General features: G+C 65.3%; 16 protein-coding genes. 10 read left to right on the top strand and 6 right to left on the bottom strand.

Features of this window, described 5'->3' with window-relative positions; translation table 11 throughout:
- Positions 1-151 precede the first annotated feature (151 nt).
- Positions 152-1,009: a polyamine aminopropyltransferase gene (speE, locus tag ACR9Y6_RS16095; protein WP_306848856.1), complete on the top strand. Its 858-nt coding sequence runs from the start codon at positions 152-154 to the stop codon at positions 1,007-1,009.
- Positions 1,010-1,449: 440 nt separating this feature from the next.
- On the opposite strand, the gene ACR9Y6_RS16090 is transcribed toward speE, so the two are convergent.
- A complete protein-coding gene (locus ACR9Y6_RS16090; RefSeq protein WP_481282200.1) occupies positions 1,450-2,484 on the bottom strand; it encodes a hypothetical protein in 1,035 nt (344 codons plus the stop codon).
- 176 nt (positions 2,485-2,660) lie between these two features.
- Here ACR9Y6_RS16090 and ACR9Y6_RS16085 point away from each other — a divergent pair, with 176 nt between their 5' ends.
- From ACR9Y6_RS16085 to ACR9Y6_RS16065, 5 genes are all read left to right on the top strand, one after another.
- The gene (locus tag ACR9Y6_RS16085; RefSeq protein ID WP_426285972.1) at positions 2,661-2,858 is read left to right on the top strand and encodes an antitermination protein NusB; all 198 of its coding nucleotides are present in this window, start codon (positions 2,661-2,663) and stop codon (positions 2,856-2,858) included.
- A 74-nt stretch (positions 2,859-2,932) separates the two neighbouring features.
- Positions 2,933-3,565: a ParA family protein gene (locus ACR9Y6_RS16080; RefSeq protein WP_306848853.1), complete on the top strand. Its 633-nt coding sequence runs from the start codon at positions 2,933-2,935 to the stop codon at positions 3,563-3,565.
- Positions 3,566-3,627: 62 nt separating this feature from the next.
- Positions 3,628-4,092, top strand: a complete 465-nt coding sequence (locus ACR9Y6_RS16075) for a SixA phosphatase family protein (protein ID WP_481282199.1) — start codon at positions 3,628-3,630, stop codon at positions 4,090-4,092.
- Positions 4,093-4,101: 9 nt separating this feature from the next.
- A complete protein-coding gene (locus tag ACR9Y6_RS16070; RefSeq protein ID WP_481282198.1) occupies positions 4,102-4,656 on the top strand; it encodes a YceI family protein in 555 nt (184 codons plus the stop codon).
- A gap of 61 nt (positions 4,657-4,717) precedes the next feature.
- Positions 4,718-6,658 (top strand): phospholipase D family protein, encoded by a 1,941-nt coding sequence (locus ACR9Y6_RS16065; protein ID WP_481282197.1) that lies wholly within the window; start codon positions 4,718-4,720, stop codon positions 6,656-6,658.
- 25 nt (positions 6,659-6,683) lie between these two features.
- Here ACR9Y6_RS16065 and ACR9Y6_RS16060 read toward each other — a convergent pair whose 3' ends face one another.
- Entirely contained in the window at positions 6,684-7,238 is a 555-nt protein-coding gene (locus ACR9Y6_RS16060; RefSeq protein WP_481282196.1) for an energy transducer TonB, read from the bottom strand.
- A 19-nt stretch (positions 7,239-7,257) separates the two neighbouring features.
- Positions 7,258-8,544: an acetyl-CoA C-acetyltransferase gene (locus ACR9Y6_RS16055; protein WP_481282195.1), complete on the bottom strand. Its 1,287-nt coding sequence runs from the start codon at positions 8,542-8,544 to the stop codon at positions 7,258-7,260.
- Between the two features lie 191 nt (positions 8,545-8,735).
- Between ACR9Y6_RS16055 and ACR9Y6_RS16050 the strand changes: the two genes are divergently transcribed.
- Both ACR9Y6_RS16050 and ACR9Y6_RS16045 read left to right on the top strand, forming a co-directional pair.
- Positions 8,736-9,863 (top strand): hypothetical protein, encoded by a 1,128-nt coding sequence (locus ACR9Y6_RS16050; protein ID WP_481282194.1) that lies wholly within the window; start codon positions 8,736-8,738, stop codon positions 9,861-9,863.
- Between the two features lie 81 nt (positions 9,864-9,944).
- Complete coding sequence (locus tag ACR9Y6_RS16045; protein WP_481282193.1) at positions 9,945-12,434, top strand: sensor domain-containing protein; 2,490 nt, start codon at positions 9,945-9,947, stop codon at positions 12,432-12,434.
- A 126-nt stretch (positions 12,435-12,560) separates the two neighbouring features.
- Here the strand turns inward: ACR9Y6_RS16045 and ACR9Y6_RS16040 are convergent, their stop codons facing one another.
- From ACR9Y6_RS16040 to ACR9Y6_RS16030, 3 genes are read right to left on the bottom strand one after another with little or no spacing between them, the layout of a single operon-like run.
- Positions 12,561-13,016 (bottom strand): N-acetyltransferase family protein, encoded by a 456-nt coding sequence (locus ACR9Y6_RS16040; protein ID WP_481282192.1) that lies wholly within the window; start codon positions 13,014-13,016, stop codon positions 12,561-12,563.
- A gap of 4 nt (positions 13,017-13,020) precedes the next feature.
- Entirely contained in the window at positions 13,021-14,406 is a 1,386-nt protein-coding gene (gene ntrC / locus ACR9Y6_RS16035) for a nitrogen regulation protein NR(I) (protein WP_448099212.1), read from the bottom strand.
- The gene (locus ACR9Y6_RS16030; protein WP_481282191.1) at positions 14,399-15,412 is read right to left on the bottom strand and encodes a two-component system sensor histidine kinase NtrB; all 1,014 of its coding nucleotides are present in this window, start codon (positions 15,410-15,412) and stop codon (positions 14,399-14,401) included. The genes ntrC and ACR9Y6_RS16030 overlap by 8 nt, the downstream gene beginning before the upstream one ends.
- Positions 15,413-16,006: 594 nt before the next feature.
- Here ACR9Y6_RS16030 and ACR9Y6_RS16025 point away from each other — a divergent pair.
- Both ACR9Y6_RS16025 and ACR9Y6_RS16020 read left to right on the top strand, forming a co-directional pair.
- On the top strand, positions 16,007-17,071 hold the full coding sequence (locus ACR9Y6_RS16025) for a GmrSD restriction endonuclease domain-containing protein (RefSeq protein ID WP_481282190.1): 1,065 nt from the start codon (positions 16,007-16,009) through the stop codon (positions 17,069-17,071).
- A 3-nt stretch (positions 17,072-17,074) separates the two neighbouring features.
- Entirely contained in the window at positions 17,075-17,758 is a 684-nt protein-coding gene (locus tag ACR9Y6_RS16020; RefSeq protein ID WP_481282189.1) for an MAE_28990/MAE_18760 family HEPN-like nuclease, read from the top strand.
- Positions 17,759-17,875: the final 117 nt, after the last annotated feature.

The following is a 17,875-nucleotide window of genomic DNA, read 5'->3' as shown; positions in this document are numbered from 1 at the left end:
TTGTAGCGGCGCCTCGTGACATCCGGGTATCGGCCGGCCCCGTTGTAAGGCTTCGCTCACGTACCAGGCAGGGCAAGGACTTGGCCGCATTCTGGCCCGGAGCCGGTACAATCCGGGGTTTAGTCCCCTTACCCGTTTCCAGGAAAGCGTCATGTCGCAGCAGCAGCTCAGCTGGTTTACCGAGGCCCACCAGGCTTCGGGATCCTCCATCGGTTTCCGCGTCGAGCGCCTGTTGCACGCCGAGAAGACCCCGTTCCAGACGATCGAGATCTACCAGACCACCGACTGGGGCAACCTCATGGTGATCGACGGCTGCGTGATGCTCACCGGCCGCGACAATTTCCTCTACCACGAGATGATGACCCATCCGGCGCTGTTCACCCACGCCCGCGCCAAGCGCGTGGTGATCATCGGCGGCGGTGACTGCGGCACGCTGCGCGAGGTCCTCAAGCACGAGGAAGTCGAGACGGCCACCCAGGTGGAGATCGACGAGCGCGTCACCCGCCTCGCCGAGCAGTACTTCCCGGAACTGTGCGACGCCAACGACGACCCGCGCGCCGAACTCCTGTTCATCGACGGCATCAAGTACATGGCCGAGGCCGACCCGGAATCGATCGACCTCATCATCGTCGACTCCACCGACCCCGTCGGCCCGGCGGAAGGCCTGTTCAACGCCGCCTTCTACTCCAGCTGCTACAAGGCGCTGCGTCACGGCGGCATCCTGGTGCAGCAGTCGGAATCGCCGCTGGCCCACATCGAGTTGATCAAGGCCATGCGTTCGGCCATGCGTACGTCGGGCTTCAAGGCCGTGCGCACCCTTCCGTTCCCGCAGCCGTGCTACCCCACCGGCTGGTGGAGCTGCACCATGGCCCGCAAGGACGGCGACCTCTCGGGCTTCCGCGAGCGCGGCGCCATCAGCAAGAACTTCGCCACGAAGTACTACAACGCCGACATCCACAAGGGCGCCCTGGCCCAGCCGGAATTCATGCGCGAGGCGCTGGGCGAGTAAGCACCGAAGTGATGGTGGGAGCCGACCTTGTCGGCGATCCCGCGGTAGCGGGCCAGGTTGCGGCAAGCACCCATCGCCGCTGAAGCGGCTCCCACAACAGCCAATCGAGTAGACCGGTCAGGAAAGACCTGGTGGGAGATTGGGAACAGACCTGTGGGAGCCGACCTTGTCGGCGATCCCGCGGCAGCGGGCCAGGTTATGGCAAGCACCCATCGCCGCTGAAGCGGCTCCCACAACAGCCAATCGAGTAGACCGGGCAGGAAAGACCTGGTGGGAGCTTGGGAACAGACCTGTGGGAGCCGACCTTGTCGGCGATCCCGCGGCAGCGGGCCGGGTTATGGCAAGCACCCATCGCCGACAGGGTCGGCTCCCACCGACGGTCGGCTCTCACCGAATACGGGGTTGGCCCCCGACCGAAGCAGGGCCGGGTTCGGCCCTGCTTATTTCTCTACCTTGGCCGGCTCCCAGCCGGCGGGCGCCTCCGGCGGCATTCCGTAGGCGCGCAGTGAAGCCAGGATCACGCTCATCTCCGTGCCGCCACTGCGGGCCAGCGCCAGCAGCTTCTGCGCGGTGGCCTTGTCGCCCTGCGCCTGAATGTTGAGTTGGGCGAAACGCTGCATCTGCCAGACCAGGTTGAGCCGGGCGTTCTTCGCCGCCTGCTGGTCGGCCGCGTCGGGCGACAGCGTCTCGCGCAGGTGCAGGCCCAGCGAACGGCCGAGCGGGCTGCTGCCCCACTCCAGCACCTTGGCCAGCTTCAGGCAATCGCCCACCACGCCCGCGTCGGACTTGTTGTCCTCGCAGTACTTGGCCGTCGCCTGGAATCCGGGCAAGGGTTGCGCACTGGCGAGACCGAAGACGATCACCATCTGCACGCCGGCAGCCCCCGCGCCTTGCAGCGGGTTATAGGTATCGGCTGGCGGCGGGAGCTGGCTCACCGAATTGGCCAATGCCTTGAGGCTGGCGCCGAGGTAATCGTCGTAGAGCTTGGCGTTGGCGGCACGGGTGAGGTCGGCGCGCACGGCGTCGCCGGCACCCGCATGTTCATCCATGCCCAGTTTCAACAGCCAAACGGCCGCGTTGTCCGGCGCCTGTTTCTCCAACACGTCCAGCGCGTCGGTATTGGGGCAGGTACCGGCCTTCGCATCGCAGTCGGCCAGGCGGGCCCAGGCCACCTGCGGACCGGCGTCGGCATTGCGCGACGCGCGCTCGAGCAGGGCGTGGTAGGTCAATACCTCGGGGGGATTCGCCAGCGGACGGGCCAGCAGGGCGGCACCCAGCAACGGTTCGGCCTCGGTGCGCAGCGCAAGGACGCTGGCAAGGTCCTTCTGGAACTGCAACAACGCCTTGGTCTGGTCCTTCTGCACGACCGGCCCCTTGGCGGGACCCTTCGTTGCGCCGGGCCACGGCGTGGCCGCCACGACGGGCAGGGAAAGCAGGCCCGCTAGGGCCAGGGTCAGGACGCGGCATCCCCGCATGGGCCCATCTCCGTGAAATAAAACGTCAAGCATACGGCCCCACCATGAACGGAAGCTGCGCCCGGACGATGCCATTCGCGGCAAGGTTGTTACTATCGGAAACCGCGCGGGGGGAACGCCGGCCCTTGGTCCACGTGACTGCGCGACCCAATCCTGCGACAGAACAGGAGTTTAGAATGGATCAATTCGCCCTTTTCGCCAGCGAACGCGCTGGTTTCTTCGTCGGCTGGGGCACCCTGACGCTGATCAACGCCGGCCTTGCCCAGGGCAAGAACCGCAGCGGCTTGCTCTGGTGGGTGCTTTCCCTGTTCCTCGGCCCCCTGGCCACGCTGATCCTCGTGATCCTGCCGAAGGTACGCGCCAAGATGTTCTGAGGCGTACGGCCGCGCCTACCACCGGTGGCCCGGGATGTGTAGGCTAGGAGTCCTCCCAAGGCAGGTGCTCGCGGATGCTTACGACGCTCGTGGCAAGCAGCAAGGGTGGTTGCGGCAAGACGACGCTGGTCACCCAGCTCGCGACACACTGGGCCCAGACCGGAAAGCAGACGGCCGTCATCGACGCGGACCGTCAGCACTCCAGCTTGCGCTGGGTCGGTCGCCGTCCTGAGAACGCGCCAGGCATTACCGCCATCGAAGGCAGCCGCAGGGCTTTCGACCGCCTGCCGGGCGACGTGCAGCGGGTCATCGTGGACACCCCCGCCGGCGTGGGCGAAAAAGACCTCGAACCCTATCTCGAACGCGCCGATGTCATCATCGTGCCCGTCCTGCCCTCCCATTTCGACCTGGATGCGACCCTCGACTTCCTTACGATGCTGCGAGGCATCAACCGGGTGAAGCGTGGGAAATTGCCCGTCGGTCTCGTAGGCAATCGCCTGAAGCCGTGGACAAACGCCAGCCAGGCCGCCATCGCCGAACTGGGCGAACGTGCCCCCTTTCCTGTCGTCGCGGAACTTCGCGACTCCCAAGCGTACGTATTGCTCACGGCGCTCGGTAAGGGCATCTTCGACTACCACTCGGAAAATGTACGCGGGCATCAGGAAGACTGGGCGAAACTGCTACGCTGGATAAAGCGCAGCACCTGAGCCGACCGGGGCCGCGTCATCGATCACGCCACCTTGCGGTGGCACAGCGGAGGACGGTACCCATGCGAGAACTCATCCTGTTGCGTCACGCGGAAGCGGAACCCGGCGAAGGCAAGGACGACCGCGAGCGACGACTGACCGAACACGGCAAGAACGAAGCCCGCGCGGCGGGCGAATGGTTGTCGTCGCACCACATCAGCTACGACCGCATCCTCTGCTCACCCTCCGAGCGCACGAAGGAAACCGCGGCGCTGGCCCTGGGCCAGGTGGAACCCTCCTACGAACCAGCCATCTACGACGCCACCCCAGGCGACCTTTTCGACCTGCTCGACCAACACAAGGATGCGGAGCGGGTGGTCCTGGTCGGCCATAACCCCGGCATCGAACAACTCGTCGCCTTCCTCGTCGAAGGACGTTCCGAGGACTACCGCGGCATGCCGCCCGCCGGCATGGCTCGCCTTCGCTTCGACGGTTCCCTGGAACCGGGCAAGGCCAAGCTCGAGACATTCTGGTCACCTCCGAACTGAGCCTGTCGAATGCGCCACCTGTTGCCGGCGATCGCCATGCTCCTGTCGGCGGCGCCGTTATCCGCCGCCGACCTGCGCATCGACCCCATGCGTTCACGCGCCGAGTTCAGCGTCCGCCTGCTCTGGGTGAGCACCGTGTCGGGTAGCTTCGACGGCATCCGCGGCGATCTGGTCATCGATCGCGCGGCGCGGACCGCCGTGGTCAACGCCGATATCGACACCGAAAGCATCCGCATGGACTCGGCCCGCTTGCGGCGCTGGGTCCTTGCGCCGGAATTCTTCGATGCGAAGCACCATCCACGCATCCATTTCGAGTCGGAGCCCACCGCCCTGCAACTGCTGAGCGAGGGCGGCGACGTGCAAGGCAAGCTCACCATGCGCGGCGTAACCCAGCCGGTGACCTTCCGCCTGCAGGCCAATCGCTGTCCACCGGAGGCACTGGCCGGGTGCGTACTGCAACTCCAGGGCATCATCGACCGCACCGATTTCGACATGCGCGGGCGGCGCGGCGCGCTGTCGGACCGCGTGAACCTGGGCATGGCCATCGTATTGACGCCCCCATAGGCAAGGGGGCCGGGGCGGCCGGCTCACGTGGCGTTGTCGAGGCTCGCCTATGATCTGCGCCATGCGCCGCCTTCCCACGATCCTGCTCCTTGCCGCCGTCCTCGCCACGAGTGGCTGTTCCCTGTCGCGCGCGCGCATCCAGAAGGCCGACGCGGTGGTGACCCTCACCGTCGACCGGCAAGACAGCTGCGACCCGGCCGACACCACCCATTGCGCCACGCCCTCCCCACTCATCGATGCCGCCATCGAGGCGAACGCCGCCTCGACGCCTTCGCGTCCCGTGCACGTGGCGACACTTCTGGAAGATGGCGAGAGCGCCCTGGCGGCGCGCATCAACCTGATCCGCGCCGCACGGAAGTCGATCGACGTGCAGACCTACATCTGGGAGCAGGACGACGCGGGCAAGCTGGTCCTCGACGAGCTGGTCCAGGCCGCCCGCCGTGGCGTGCATGTGCGCATCCTGGCCGACCAGCTGTTCTCGTTCCGCGACCCCGGCCTGCTCGCGGGGCTGGCCCGCGCCAGCGACCGCCTGGAGATCCGCCTTTACAACCCGACCTTCCACAGCGCCCGCACGCCTCCGCTGGAGTTCGCGGCGGGCATCCTCTGCTGCTTCTACAAGTTCAACCAGCGCATGCACAACAAGCTGCTGGTGGTCGACGATCTCATCGGTATCACCGGTGGCCGGAACTACGAGGACCGCTACTTCGACTGGGACGAGACCTTCGACTACATCGACCGCGACGTCATGGTGGGCGGCCCCACCGCGAAGGCGATGGGCGCGAGCTTCGAACAGTTCTGGACGCACAAGCGTTCCGCGCAGCTGACCCACTTGCGCGACGTGAATCGCGAACTCCTGGCCGACACCGACGATCCCCGGCACTGGAACGTCCCCACCTACGAGCGCCCCGACCGCGTCGCGCAGATCGTCGCCGATGCCGAGGACCCCGCCTGGATCGAGGAACACCTCAGCCGGGCCTCCCTGCGCCTGAACCGCGTGGAGTATCTCTCCGACCTGCCGGGCAAGACCGACGAACCGAAGCGCCGCGAGGTGCGCGCGCTGACCCGCCACATCATGGGCCTGCTGCGCGGAGCCAAGAGCGAGATCGTGCTGCAGACGCCCTACCTGGTGATGAGCAAACCCGCGCAGAAGGTCTTCAGCGGACTACGCCAGCGGGAAGAGCCGCCGCGCGTCGTGGTCTCCACGAACTCGCTGGCCTCCACGGATGCCTTCGCCGTGTATGCGATGTCCTACAAGCATCGCAAGCGTTACCTGACTGACTACGGCTTCGAGATCTACGAACTCAAGCCGCACCCGGCGGACAGCGATATCGACGAACTGGAAGGCCGCTCGACCGAAGTGGCCACGCCGCCGCTGGCCGCACAGGCGACCGGCAAGAGCGGGCGTGGGCGCGGTTCGTCCCAAGGCGCCTCGGCCGGTCGACCGGGACCACCGTCGGAAGCGGCGGGCTTCCTCGGCTTCGGCAGCCGTTCGGGACGCGGCGCGCGCAGCCGCCCGGCGCCACTGCTGACGGCCGGCGTCCGCTTCGGCCTGCACGCAAAGTCGATCGTGGTCGACGACACCTTCGCCATGGTCGGCACGCACAACCTCGACCCACGCTCGGACCACTACAACACCGAGTCGGGTGTCATCGTCTACGACAAGCGCTTCGCCGACCGCCTGCGCGATTCGATCATGCAGGACACCCGGCCCGGCAACGCCTGGGTGATCGCGCCGCGGCAGAAGTCGATCCCGGTGTTGTCGTCGGTCAATGAATTCATCGGCGATGTTTCCGAGCGGTTGCCGTTCTTCGACCTCTGGCCGTTCCGCTACGCCACAAGCTACGAGCTCAAGCCCGGCTGCATCCCCATGCGCTGGAGCGATCCGCGATTCTTCGAATGCTACGAGCCGGTGGGCGACTTCCCGGAAGTGGATGTTTCGCTGAAGTTGATCTACACGCGAATGATCACGGCCTTCGGTTCGTCCGCGGCCGGCATCCTCTGAACGGCGAACCGCCGGCCACGTTCGCTCAATACGTCCGGGTCAGCTCGAAGTTGACCGGCAGGTCGGTGGTGTAGCGCGACGGACGGTCAGCGGCGGCGAAGCGCCAGCCGCGCACGGCGTCTTCGGCCGCACGGTCCAGCTCGATATCCCCGCTGGAATGCCCGACGGTGACGCTGGTGACGTCGCCTTCGGGCGTGACCGTGACGCTCAGCACCACCTTGCCTTCCCGCCCTGCGCGCAGGGCGGACATCGGGTAGCGCGGCGATGGCATATAGACGGGCACGAGGGGCTCCGTCGCGGGAATCGGGGCCGTCGTTTGCACGGGGGTCACCCGCGGCGCGGGAACCCGCGCGACGGCATGGCGCGAACGCAACGCCGCATCCGCCACCGCCGGCGACGGCGCGATACGGGACACCGTCTTCGAGACCAGGGCGGGCGCGGCCGTGGGCAGGGTCACCTCGGCCAGGCGGCGCGTCATGGGTGCGCGTTCGTAAGTCAGCGCCGTGAGCCAGCTGGTACCGGCGATACCCATGACGAGGGCCAGGGCACTGAGCGATGTACTGCTGCGTAGTGTGAGCATGAGTCTTGCGCGGAGGGCATCAGGGCCGTTCGAGGATGGCGGTGACGCCCATGCCACCGGCCGTGCAGATGGAGATCAGGCCGCGACCCGACCCCTTCTGCTCCAGCATCTTCGCCAGGGTCGCGACGATGCGCGCACCGGTCGCCGCGAACGGGTGACCGGCGGCGAGACTGGAACCGTTGACGTTGAGTTTCGCCGGGTCGATCGATCCCAGCGGAGCTTCCAGACCCAGCCGGTTCCGGCAATAGTCCTCGCTCTCCCATGCACGCAGCGTGCAGAGCACCTGCGCGGCGAAAGCCTCGTGGATTTCGTAGAAGTCGAAGTCCTGCAGCGTGAGTCCGGCCTGCTTGAGCATGCGCGGCACGGCCACGGTCGGCGCCATCAGCAGGCCTTCGCCGTGGACGAAATCCACGGCGGACACCTGGGCGTGCGTGAGGTAGGCCTGGATCCGCAGGCCGCGCGCGGCGGCCCATTCGTCGCTGGCCAGCAGCACGGCTGCCGCGCCGTCGGACAGGCCCGTGGAGTTACCCGCGGTGAGCGTGCCCTGGCCGCTGGTCTTGTCGAAGGCCGGCTTCAGCGAAGCGAGCTTCTCGAGCGTGGAATCGGCACGCAGGAAGCCATCGCGCTTCAAGCCCCGGAACGGCACCACCAGGTCGTCGAAGAAGCCCGCCTCGTACGCGGCGCCCAGCTTCTTGTGGCTGGCGAGGGCCAGTTCATCCTGCTCGACGCGGCCGATCTTCCACTCCTTGGCCATCAATTCGCAGTGGTCGCCCATCGACTTGCCGGTACGCGGCTCGGCCACGCCCGGAAACGACGGTTTCAGTTCCTTCAGGGAGAATCCGCGCGTGGCGACCTGGAACTTCTCCTTCAGCGTCTTCGCCCGGTTCAGTGCCAGCAGCCGCTTGCGCAATTTCTGGCCGTAGACGATCGGCACATCGCTGGTGGTGTCCGAGCCGCCGGCGATACCGGCGTCGATCTGGCCCGTGGCGATCTTGTTGGCGATGAGGATGGCATTGTCGAGCGAGGTGCCACAGGCGCGTGCCGTGGTGATGCCGGGCGTGGTGGGCGCCAGCCCCGACGACAGCAGGGCCTCGCGGGCCAGGTTCCAGTCCGAGGAGTGGCGGATGACCGCTCCCATCGCGACCTCGCCCAGTTCCACGCCGTGAAGGCCGAACTTCTCCACCAGGGAGCCCAGCACCTTGACCGACATCCCGAAGTTGCCGACATCGGCGTAGGCGGTGTTGTTGCGGCAGAAGGGAATGCGGACGCCGCCGACCACACCCACACGCTTTTGCGTCTTATCCATGCTTGAGAAACGATCCAGACCGATGGGGATGCCCACGGGGGCAAGCCGAAATGCGAAGACGAAGGGATCGCGGACGCCGACGATCGCCGACGAACGCGTATCGGCAAGGCTAACCCGCATCCCCGCCCGGCGAAAGCCCGACGTGCCCCGATGATAGAATCGCGTTCCTTTGCCGTTCGGAAAAACCCGCCGTGAACGAGTCGTTGATCGCCTGCCCCGCCGTCCTGGCGCTGGAACTGGCCGCGGGCGAAGTGCCCGCCCGGCTGGAACTGACCCGGGACGAGGCACAGGCGGTGGCGACCCTGGTGGCCGACGACCTGCGCACCCTGCTGCCCGGCGTGGAAGCCTCGCGCTTCGCCCTGGCCGGCGCCCTGTTCGACGGCGTCGAACTGCTCAGGCCCGGTTTCCCCGTGTTCGCCACGCTGGAAGAACTGGCCCGGCGCATTCCCCGCGTGACCACCGCGGGCGGCGTGGTGGCCTTCGGCACCCATGAGGGACACATGCCGGCCCAGCCGCTGGTGCCTGATACCCGCTATGCCGGCGGGCCGATGCGCCTGGTGCCATGGATGCTGCTGGCGCCGGAAGACCTGGCCGCGGAACTCACGGCGCGCATGGAAGTGGAACTGGTCGGGCGCGGCGAAGCCGGCGCGGCGACCGCCGACTTCCTCATGCGCACGTTGGGCATGCGCCTCGAACACGCGCGCTACCTCAGCCGCGACGACCTGCTGGCGCTCACCTGCGTGCAATACGAACACGTGAACCTGGCCCCGTTGTGGACGATGCTCGAAGCCGCCCTGCTCACCCCCTACAAGGAAGAGACCGCGCTGGGCTCGCGCGGTCTTCCGCTGCATTACGCCGAGGGCCGGGTCGGCATTCCCGGTCCGGCCGCCTGGTTCGCCCGCGCCGGGGCCCAGCGGGAAAACCCCGCTCACGAGTTCGCCGGCACCCTGTTCGAACTTCGCCAATACGCCGCGCTGCTCGCGGCGCACCACGTGCCCCTGCACCTCCAGGGCCAGCCCGCGCAGACCGCCGGCTACCTGGTCGAGCCGGTCGCCGAGGCCGATCCCGCCCTGCCTTCGCCCGCGATCTACGCGCACGAGGCACCCGGCCTGGGCATGGCCGCGCTCACGGTGGCCCAGCCGGCGGCAGGCAGGGCACGCATCCTGGCCCACGGCTACCCGCTGGCGCCCGATGCGCTGGCGCCGCTGCTGGACACCCTGGCCGGACGCTATGCCACGGAGCACGAGGTCCATGCCCTCGGCCGCGTGCTCCTCGACGCGAATGGCGCGCTGTCGGCACCCTCGCCGAGCCTGCACTGAAACCCGCGTTTTCCCGAATCGTTCGATATACGCGGGCCAGGGTGACGGATTAGAGTGGGTCGACGTCCTGACGGCGACCGCATGCCTGCTTCCGCCCTTCCCGCGAACGCTTCACCCTCGGACTGGTCCGCGTACCTGCTGGAACGCGCGCCGGCGATGATCGCCTACGTCGATACATCCCGGTGCTACCGCTATGCCAGCCCCGCCTACCTCGCCTGGATGAACATCCAGGAAGACGACGTGGTCGGCCGGCGCATCGACGAACTGATCTCGCCCGATCTCCACGCAAGCATCGAACCGGACCTGTGCGCGGCCCTCGCCGGGGCACCCATCGTGGCCGATCGCGCCATCGCCCACGAGGATGGCAGCCGCCATGCCCAGGCCACCTTCTCGCCCGACATCGACGCGCTGGGCAAGGTGCGTGGCGTGGCCATCCTGCTTGCCGACATCTCCAGCCGTCGCGAACTCGAGGCGCGGCTGAAGGAAAGCGAGCGGCGCTTTTTCCAGGCGTTCCGCTACGCCGCCATCGGCATGGCGCTGGTACTTCCCGACGGGCGCTGGTTGCAGGTGAACGACGCGCTGTGCGACATGCTGGGCTACGACGAAGACGAGCTGATGACGCGCTCGTTCCAGGAGCTCACCCATCCCGACGACCTCGCCGCCGATCTCGCGCTGGTCGGGAAGCTGCTCGCGGGCGAGAGCCTGTCGTACCACATGGAGAAGCGCTACCTGCATCGCGACGGACACGTCGTGCATGCGCAACTCAGCGTGTCCCTCGTGCGCGACGAGCATGGCGAGGCGCTGTACTTCATCTCGCAAGTGCAGGACATCAGCGAGCGCAAGGCCTTCGAGGAAGCCCTGTTCCGCGAACGCGAGCTGGCCGAGGTCACGCTGAAATCGATCGGCGACGCGGTGATCACCACCGACCCGAACCTGGTCGTCACCTCGCTCAATCCCATCGCCGAGGCGATGACCGGATGGTCCAGCCACGAAGCCGTGGGCCGGCCGATGGACGACATCTTCCAGCTGCGCGACCCCCTCACCCGGCGGCCGATACCCAACCCGCTGATCATGGCGGTGGACAAGAACAGCATCGTCGGGCTCACCACCGATGCGATCCTGGTTCATCGCAACGGCTTCGACAGCCCCATCGAGGATTCCGCCGCCCCGATCCACGACCACGCCGGTAACGTCATCGGTGGCGTGGTGGTGTTCCATGACGTGAGCGAGACCCGCGCGCTCGCGCTGAAGATGGCCCACCTCGCCCACCACGACACCCTCACCGGTCTGCCCAACCGCGCCCTCCTCACCTCGCGCATGGAGTTCGCCGTGACCGTGGCGGCACGGCGCCACCAGCGCGCCGCGCTGCTCTTCGTCGATGTAGACCACTTCAAGCAGATCAACGACACGATGGGCCACGCCGCGGGCGATGTCCTGCTCCAGGAGATCGCCCGGCGCATCCGCGCCTCCGTGCGCACCGACGACACCGTGAGCCGCCTGGGCGGCGACGAATTCGTGGTGCTGCTGCCGCAAATCGAAGGTCCCTCCGATGCGAGCGCCGTGGCGGAAAAGGTGCTGGCCGCCTGCAGCCAGGCCGTCGGCGTGAACACCTCCGCGTTGACGATCAGTTTCAGCATCGGCATCAGCGTGTACCCCGACGACGCGATCGACGCCGAGTCGCTCCTGCGCAACGCCGACACCGCGATGTACGAGGCGAAGATGCAAGGCCGCAACGGCTACCGCTTCTTCAATCCGCGCATGAACGAGCGCAACAGCGCGCGCGTGCGCATCGAGGTGGAGCTGCGCAAGGCGCTGGCGCGGAACGAACTCAGCCTCTACTACCAGCCCAAGGTCGATGTCGGCCTCGGCACGATCGTCGGCGCGGAGGCGCTGTTGCGTTGGCAGGTGGACGGCGAGGATGTCTATACGCCGGAACAGTTCATCCCGGTGGCCGAAGACTGCGGCCTGATCGTTCCCATCGGTGAATGGGCGCTGCGCGAGGCATGCGGCCAGGCCGAAACATGGACGCGCCTGTACCGCCCCCTGTCGGTATCCGTGAATGTCTCCGCTTTGCAGTTCCAGCACACGCGCTTCTTCGAATCCCTGCGCGGCATCCTCACGGAAACCGGCCTGCATCCCACGCTGCTGGAGTTGGAACTGACGGAGCGCACGGTAATGGAAGGTGGCGACCACATCGCCGACCTGCTACGCAAGATCAAGTCGCTGGGTGTCTCGTTGAGCCTGGACGATTTCGGCACGGGCTATTGCAGCCTGTCCTACCTGAAGCATTTCCCGATCGACACGCTGAAGATCGACCGCGCCTTCATCCGCGATGTCGCCTGGGACAACGACAGCGCCGCCATCGTGAGCGCGATCGTCACCATGGGCAAGGGCATGAACAAACAGGTGCTCGCCGAGGGCGTGGAGAGCATGGAACAGGCCAGCTTCCTCGACTCGGTCGGCTGCTCGCAGATGCAGGGCTTCCTGTTCGGCAAGGCGATGACGGTGCGCGATTTCGAGGAGCGCATCTCGGCCGTGGATACGGGCGATCCACGCGTGCCTGTGGATTGAGGGGCATCGCCGCTGAAGCGGCTCCCACAAAGGCTTGCGTGCCGTGGCGGGCGGAGCGGCTCTGGTGGGAGCCGACCCTGTCGGCGATTCAAGGCCCCAGCGCCGCGTCATACATGCGGCACTACCTCAAGCCCCCAGCGCCGCCTCATACATGAAGTAATGACAACGCTCCATTCCCAACCCCGCATACGTCGCCTGCGCCCGTTCGTTCTCCAGTTCCACGTACAACCGAAGCCCGACCGCACCCGCGCCCTCGGCCATCGCCTTCACATGCGCGTACATCCCGCGGAACACCCCGGCGCGCCGCGCCTCGGGCGCCACGTAGACACTCTGCACCCACCAGAAATCGCCACACCGCCAGTCGCTCCACTCATAGGTGACGAGCAGGCAGCCCACGGCGACGCCGTCCAGTTCGGCAATCAGGTAAAACCCCCGCCGCGGCTCATCGAACACCGCCCGCACGCCACGGCCGATGGTCTCGGGATCGAGGCGCTTCTCCTCCGTTTCCCACGCCATGGCGATGTTCCAACGGGCGATGGCGTCGGCGTCGTCCGGCGAGGCACGGCGAATTTCGAGGGTCATGGGGTTATCCGTTCGAAGGACGGCGCTTGCGCGACGCACCGAGTTTGCGTGTAAGGGTGTTGCGGCCGACGCCAAGCGCCGCCGCCGCATGTTGCCGGTGGCCATCGTTGGCGATCAGCGCCACTTGCAGCAAGGTCTTGTCCAGGGCGTCGCGCGCGCGCGCATGCACGTCCACCTCGCCCTGCGCCAGCGCATCCTGTGCCCAGATGCGCAAGGCATCCGTCCACTCCGCGCTGCGCGTTTCGCGCGCGGGCAGTCCGCCGAGATCGCCCGCCTGGATTTCCGGACCCGGGGCGATCACCGCGAGTCTCCGGCAAAGATTCTCCAGTTCGCGCACGTTGCCCGGGTAATCGCGCTGCTCGATCAGCTTCATGGCGCCACGCGAGAAACGCTTCGGCGGAAGCTTCAACTCCGCCGAGGCCTGCGCGAGGAAATGCCGCGCCAGCAGAGGGATGTCGCCGCGCCGCTGGCGCAACGACGGCAAGGCGATGCGCACCACGTCGAGACGATGTTTCAGGTCCGCACGGAAGAGACCGGCGGCGACGCGCGCCTCCAGGTCCTGATGCGTGGCCGCGATGATGCGCACGTTGCCGTGCATCAACTCGCGTCCGCCGACGCGGTAGAACTCGCCACCCGCCAGGACGCGCAACAACCGCGTCTGCAAGGCCAACGGCATGTCGCCGATCTCGTCGAGGAACAAGGTGCCGCCATCGGCCTGCTCGAAGCGGCCGGCGTGACGGCGCGTCGCCCCCGTGAAGGCGCCGGCCTCATGACCGAACAGTTCGCTCTCCAGGAGTTCGGCCGGGATGGCCGCCGTGTTCAAGGCCACGTAGGGCTTGCCGCGCCGCGCGCTTTCCTCGTGTAGCGCACGCGCCACCAGTTCCTTGCCCGTGCCCGTTTCGCCGGTGATCAATACGTTGAGGTCGCTCGCCGCCACGCGGCCGATCAGGCGGAACACCTCGCGCATCGCCGGGCTTTCGCCCATCAAGGCATGCGCATTCCCGCTTGGCACCGGCACGATCACTTCCTCGTGCGCGATGGCCAGCGTGCGCTCCACCGCTTCGACCGCGCGGTCGAGGTCGAAGGGCTTGGCGAGATAGTCTGCCGCGCCTGCACGGTACGCCGCGGCCGTCGTCGCCACGTCGGTATAGGCGCTCATCACGATCACCGGACCGATGTTGCGCCGGGTGAGGTCTTCGAGCAGGCGCAGGCCATCTTCGCCCGGCATGCGCACGTCGGTGACCAGCAGGCCCGGCTTGCCCTCGGCCAGCGCCGCGCGCACCGCGTCGCCGGCACTGAATTCGCGCACGGTGTGCCCGGCGTCGCGCAAGGCTTCGGCGAGCACGAAGCGCACGCCACGGTCGTCGTCGGCGATCCAGATTTCAGTCATGCGGCCGCTCCATCGGAAGGTACAGCGAGAAGACCGTCTCGCCGGGACGGCTGGTGTAGCGCAGGTCGCCGCCGTGTTCGAGGGCGATTTCGCGCGAGAGCGCGAGGCCAAGGCCCGTGCCGTCCGGTCGTCCCGACACGAGGGGCTGGAAGAGTGAATCGCGCAACTCGTCCGGCACGCCGCGACCGTCGTCGACCACGTCGACACGCAAGGCCGCGCGCACCGTCCGCTCGCCCAGGCGCGCGCCATGTTCCACGCGCGTGCGCAGCGTGATCGTCTCCGCGCCGGCTTCCCCTGCGTTGCGGGTCAGGTTGAGCAGTACCTGCAGCAGGCGGTCGGTATCGCCGAGGCTATCCGGCAAGCTGGGGTCGTAGTCGTGGCGAAGACGCGGGGCATCCGCTTCGGCGCCGACGAGGCCTTCGAGCCGTTCGAGTAACTCGTGCACGTTCACCGGGCCGATTCGCGCGGCGCCGCGATGGCGCAGCAACCCGTCGGCGAGCGCCGCCAGCCGGTCGGCTTCGCCGATCACCATGCTGGCGAGTTGGCGCAGGTCGTCCTCCACCACACGGCGTTCGAGCAGTTGGGCGGCGCCTCGCAAGCCCGCGAGGGGGTTCTTCACCTCATGGGCGAAGCCGCGCAGGGTTGCCGAGAGGGGCGTGCCGCCCGGGGTCAGGTCGGGAGCGAGGGCGTGAACCTCGACCAGGATCCGGTCCTCGTCGATCGGCTGCATGGTCAGGTCGGCGGTGACCTCGCGGCCCCGCGCCACGCCGAAGGTGACACCGCGAAGGTTGAAGGCGCGGCGTTCGGAGAGGGTGCGGGTGAGTTGCGAGGCGAGGCCGGGCTCGCGCATCAGGGCGGTTAGTTCCTGGCCTACGGCGGTTCTCGGGCCCACGTCCAGGACCTCGCCGAGAGCCGGGTTGAGCCACTGGACGCGACCGTCCGAGCCTACGATGGCTAGGCCGGTGGACAGCAGGGTCAGCAGTTCCGCCTGGTTGGGTGCATGCATTGCACCAATGTAGGGAGTTAGGCGGGCGGGGGCAATGGGAAGGATTCCCGTAGTTGTGAACAGACGGGCATAGTTTGGTGCAGCCATCTGCGCCGTTCACGGCACCTATCAGTGGCAAGTCACATTGAAACATCACGAGCTCGACTGTCGCCTGCCGCGCGTCAGCGACGGTCGACGAATCATGGCACCAGTTTTAACTCCTGACGGCCTCATCCGCACGCCGCTAAGGGGCGCATATTGCTAGCCAAGACTTAGAATTGTCCGGAATGACAAGATAGAGCCCTTCAATCACTACAACATATAGTTCCAAACCGCGTTGTTTTGCCTGCGAGCGGCAGCACGCCGCTGACGGCAGCGTACAGTTGCGGTTAGCTGAACATCGATTCTCTGCAACAGTCGTAGCCCTTCAGATGCGGTGTTTAGGGCCGTCTGATCGGCGGCGGTCGCGCCGTCGGCCGATGGGCAGCCACTCGATGATTTCCTACGGAACGGTAGGAACGGGGTTGGCCCACTTCTTGCTCTGTTCCACCATAATGTAGGGAACAACCAAAATGCTGATCGCCGTGCGGCGACAGCCTGGAAAAGGGAAAGACCATGGCAGTCAAGAAATCTCAAGGCGATCAGTCGCCTACGCTTCAGCAACAGCTCGATGCTGAACGGCGCTTGGTGTCCTTTGATAGCTACGATCTGAGCGTGCGCCAACTCCTTGACATGTTCGAGGGCGGCGAAATCGAAGTCCCCCCTGAATACCAGCGTCAATTCATTTGGGACGAGGCTCGTGAATCCCAGCTCATCGAGTCGGTTCTCCTCGGAATACCCGTTCCCAGCCTTTTCATGGCAACAAACAGCGACGCAACATGGGAGATCGTCGATGGTGTCCAGCGACTAGGGACGCTTGCTCACTTCCTTGGCACACCAAAGCTATTGGCAAAGGTAAAGAAAACTCGCCCGCTTGTAATCGAAGAGCTTGAAAAACTTTCAGCTCTGAATGGCGGGAATCTTGAGGCGCTTCCAAAGTCAGTACAGTTGATGTTTTCAACCCGGCCTATGCGAGTTACGGTCCTGAACGACAAGAGCGATCTTAGCGTTCGCTTCGACTTGTTCGAGAGACTGAACACTGGCGGAGTGTCTTTAACTAACCAAGAAATTCGAAACTGCGTGTTTCGAGGTCCCTTTAATGATGATCTCAAGCACTTGTCCGAAAACAGTGACTTCAATGCAGTAGTGCGGCTGAAGCCAGGCGACGCTAAGAATGGCACTGCAGAGGAGTTTGTACTTCGCTTCTTTGCATTTCTAGACAGCTACAGAAAGTTCGACCACAGCGTAAAGGACTTCCTAAACGAATACATGGAGAAAAGTGCACTACGCAGGCTCACTACCGCACAGAGCGATCTGTTTAAGGCTACATTTGCCACGCTCAAGAAGAACCTACCCAATGGGATCGTTCGAGGTAACCGTGGCGTCACACCGGTGAACTTGTTCGAAGGCATATCCGTTGGCACCGCGCTTGCAATCGAGAGCGGAAAATCTTTTCGCCGATCTGCACTTCCCACACTGCTCGACGACACCACGCTGAGATCTGTCACAACAGGAGCCACAAATTCCAAGAAGGCCGTAGTCACTCGAATAGAGTATGTCCGCGACCATCTGGTCAAATGACATATGCTTACGGCCGTTCGATCTGAGGTTACAGCGCGCCTGTCGGAGGTTCTTCAGCTACTTGATCAGGTGAAGGACCGAGAGGCCCTCCCTCCTCTTATTGATCCGCCTGAGGCCAAGATTCTGCGTGGACTGTTCTTTGTTCATCTCTACTCAGCGCTTGAGTTCACGGTCACCAAAGCAGTCGAAACTTTCTTAACGCACGCTCAGTCGATGAGCATCTCGCCAGAACACATGCATCCACGCTTCTATAGCGTTGCGCTTGATCCGAGTTTCGCATCCTTGAAAAACGTAGGAGAGAAAAAACGCTGGTCGGGAAGAGTGAAGCTTATCGACCTCCAGAGTCATAGCAACCCGCAGACTATTAATACTCATGTTTTCGGCTTGTATCTTCAAAATGTATGGATTGAAAAGATCGAGGTGCTTTTTAGTTGTCTAGCGATTGATCAACCGCCGGTTCCAGATCCTTCGTTCCGTCTTTATGTCGACGAGCTCGTCGAACGTAGAAATGCGGTTGCTCACGGGCGCGAGAGTGCTCTCGACGCGGGGACTGCCCGCAGGTCACCTGAGCTCTTAATCAGATACCGTGCAATAAGCGCCACATGCACTCATATCCTCGATTGCCTTGAAAGCCAGCATGCGACTAAGGGAATTGTGCTGCCGATACATAGAAGCAACTACACCTAATCTAGATCTTTCTCAGATTTCATGGGCTTCGGCCTGACAGAAAAGGGGGCTGAGGTTATTGCGGCTTGCTGCATCGTTCAGCCGCCCTTTTCTAGATCGTGTTCTATGGTCCGAGGC

The sequence above is a fragment of the Luteibacter sp. TLI7-4A genome, assembly GCF_056754745.1.
This window is presented reverse-complemented; position numbering and strand designations above follow the sequence as displayed.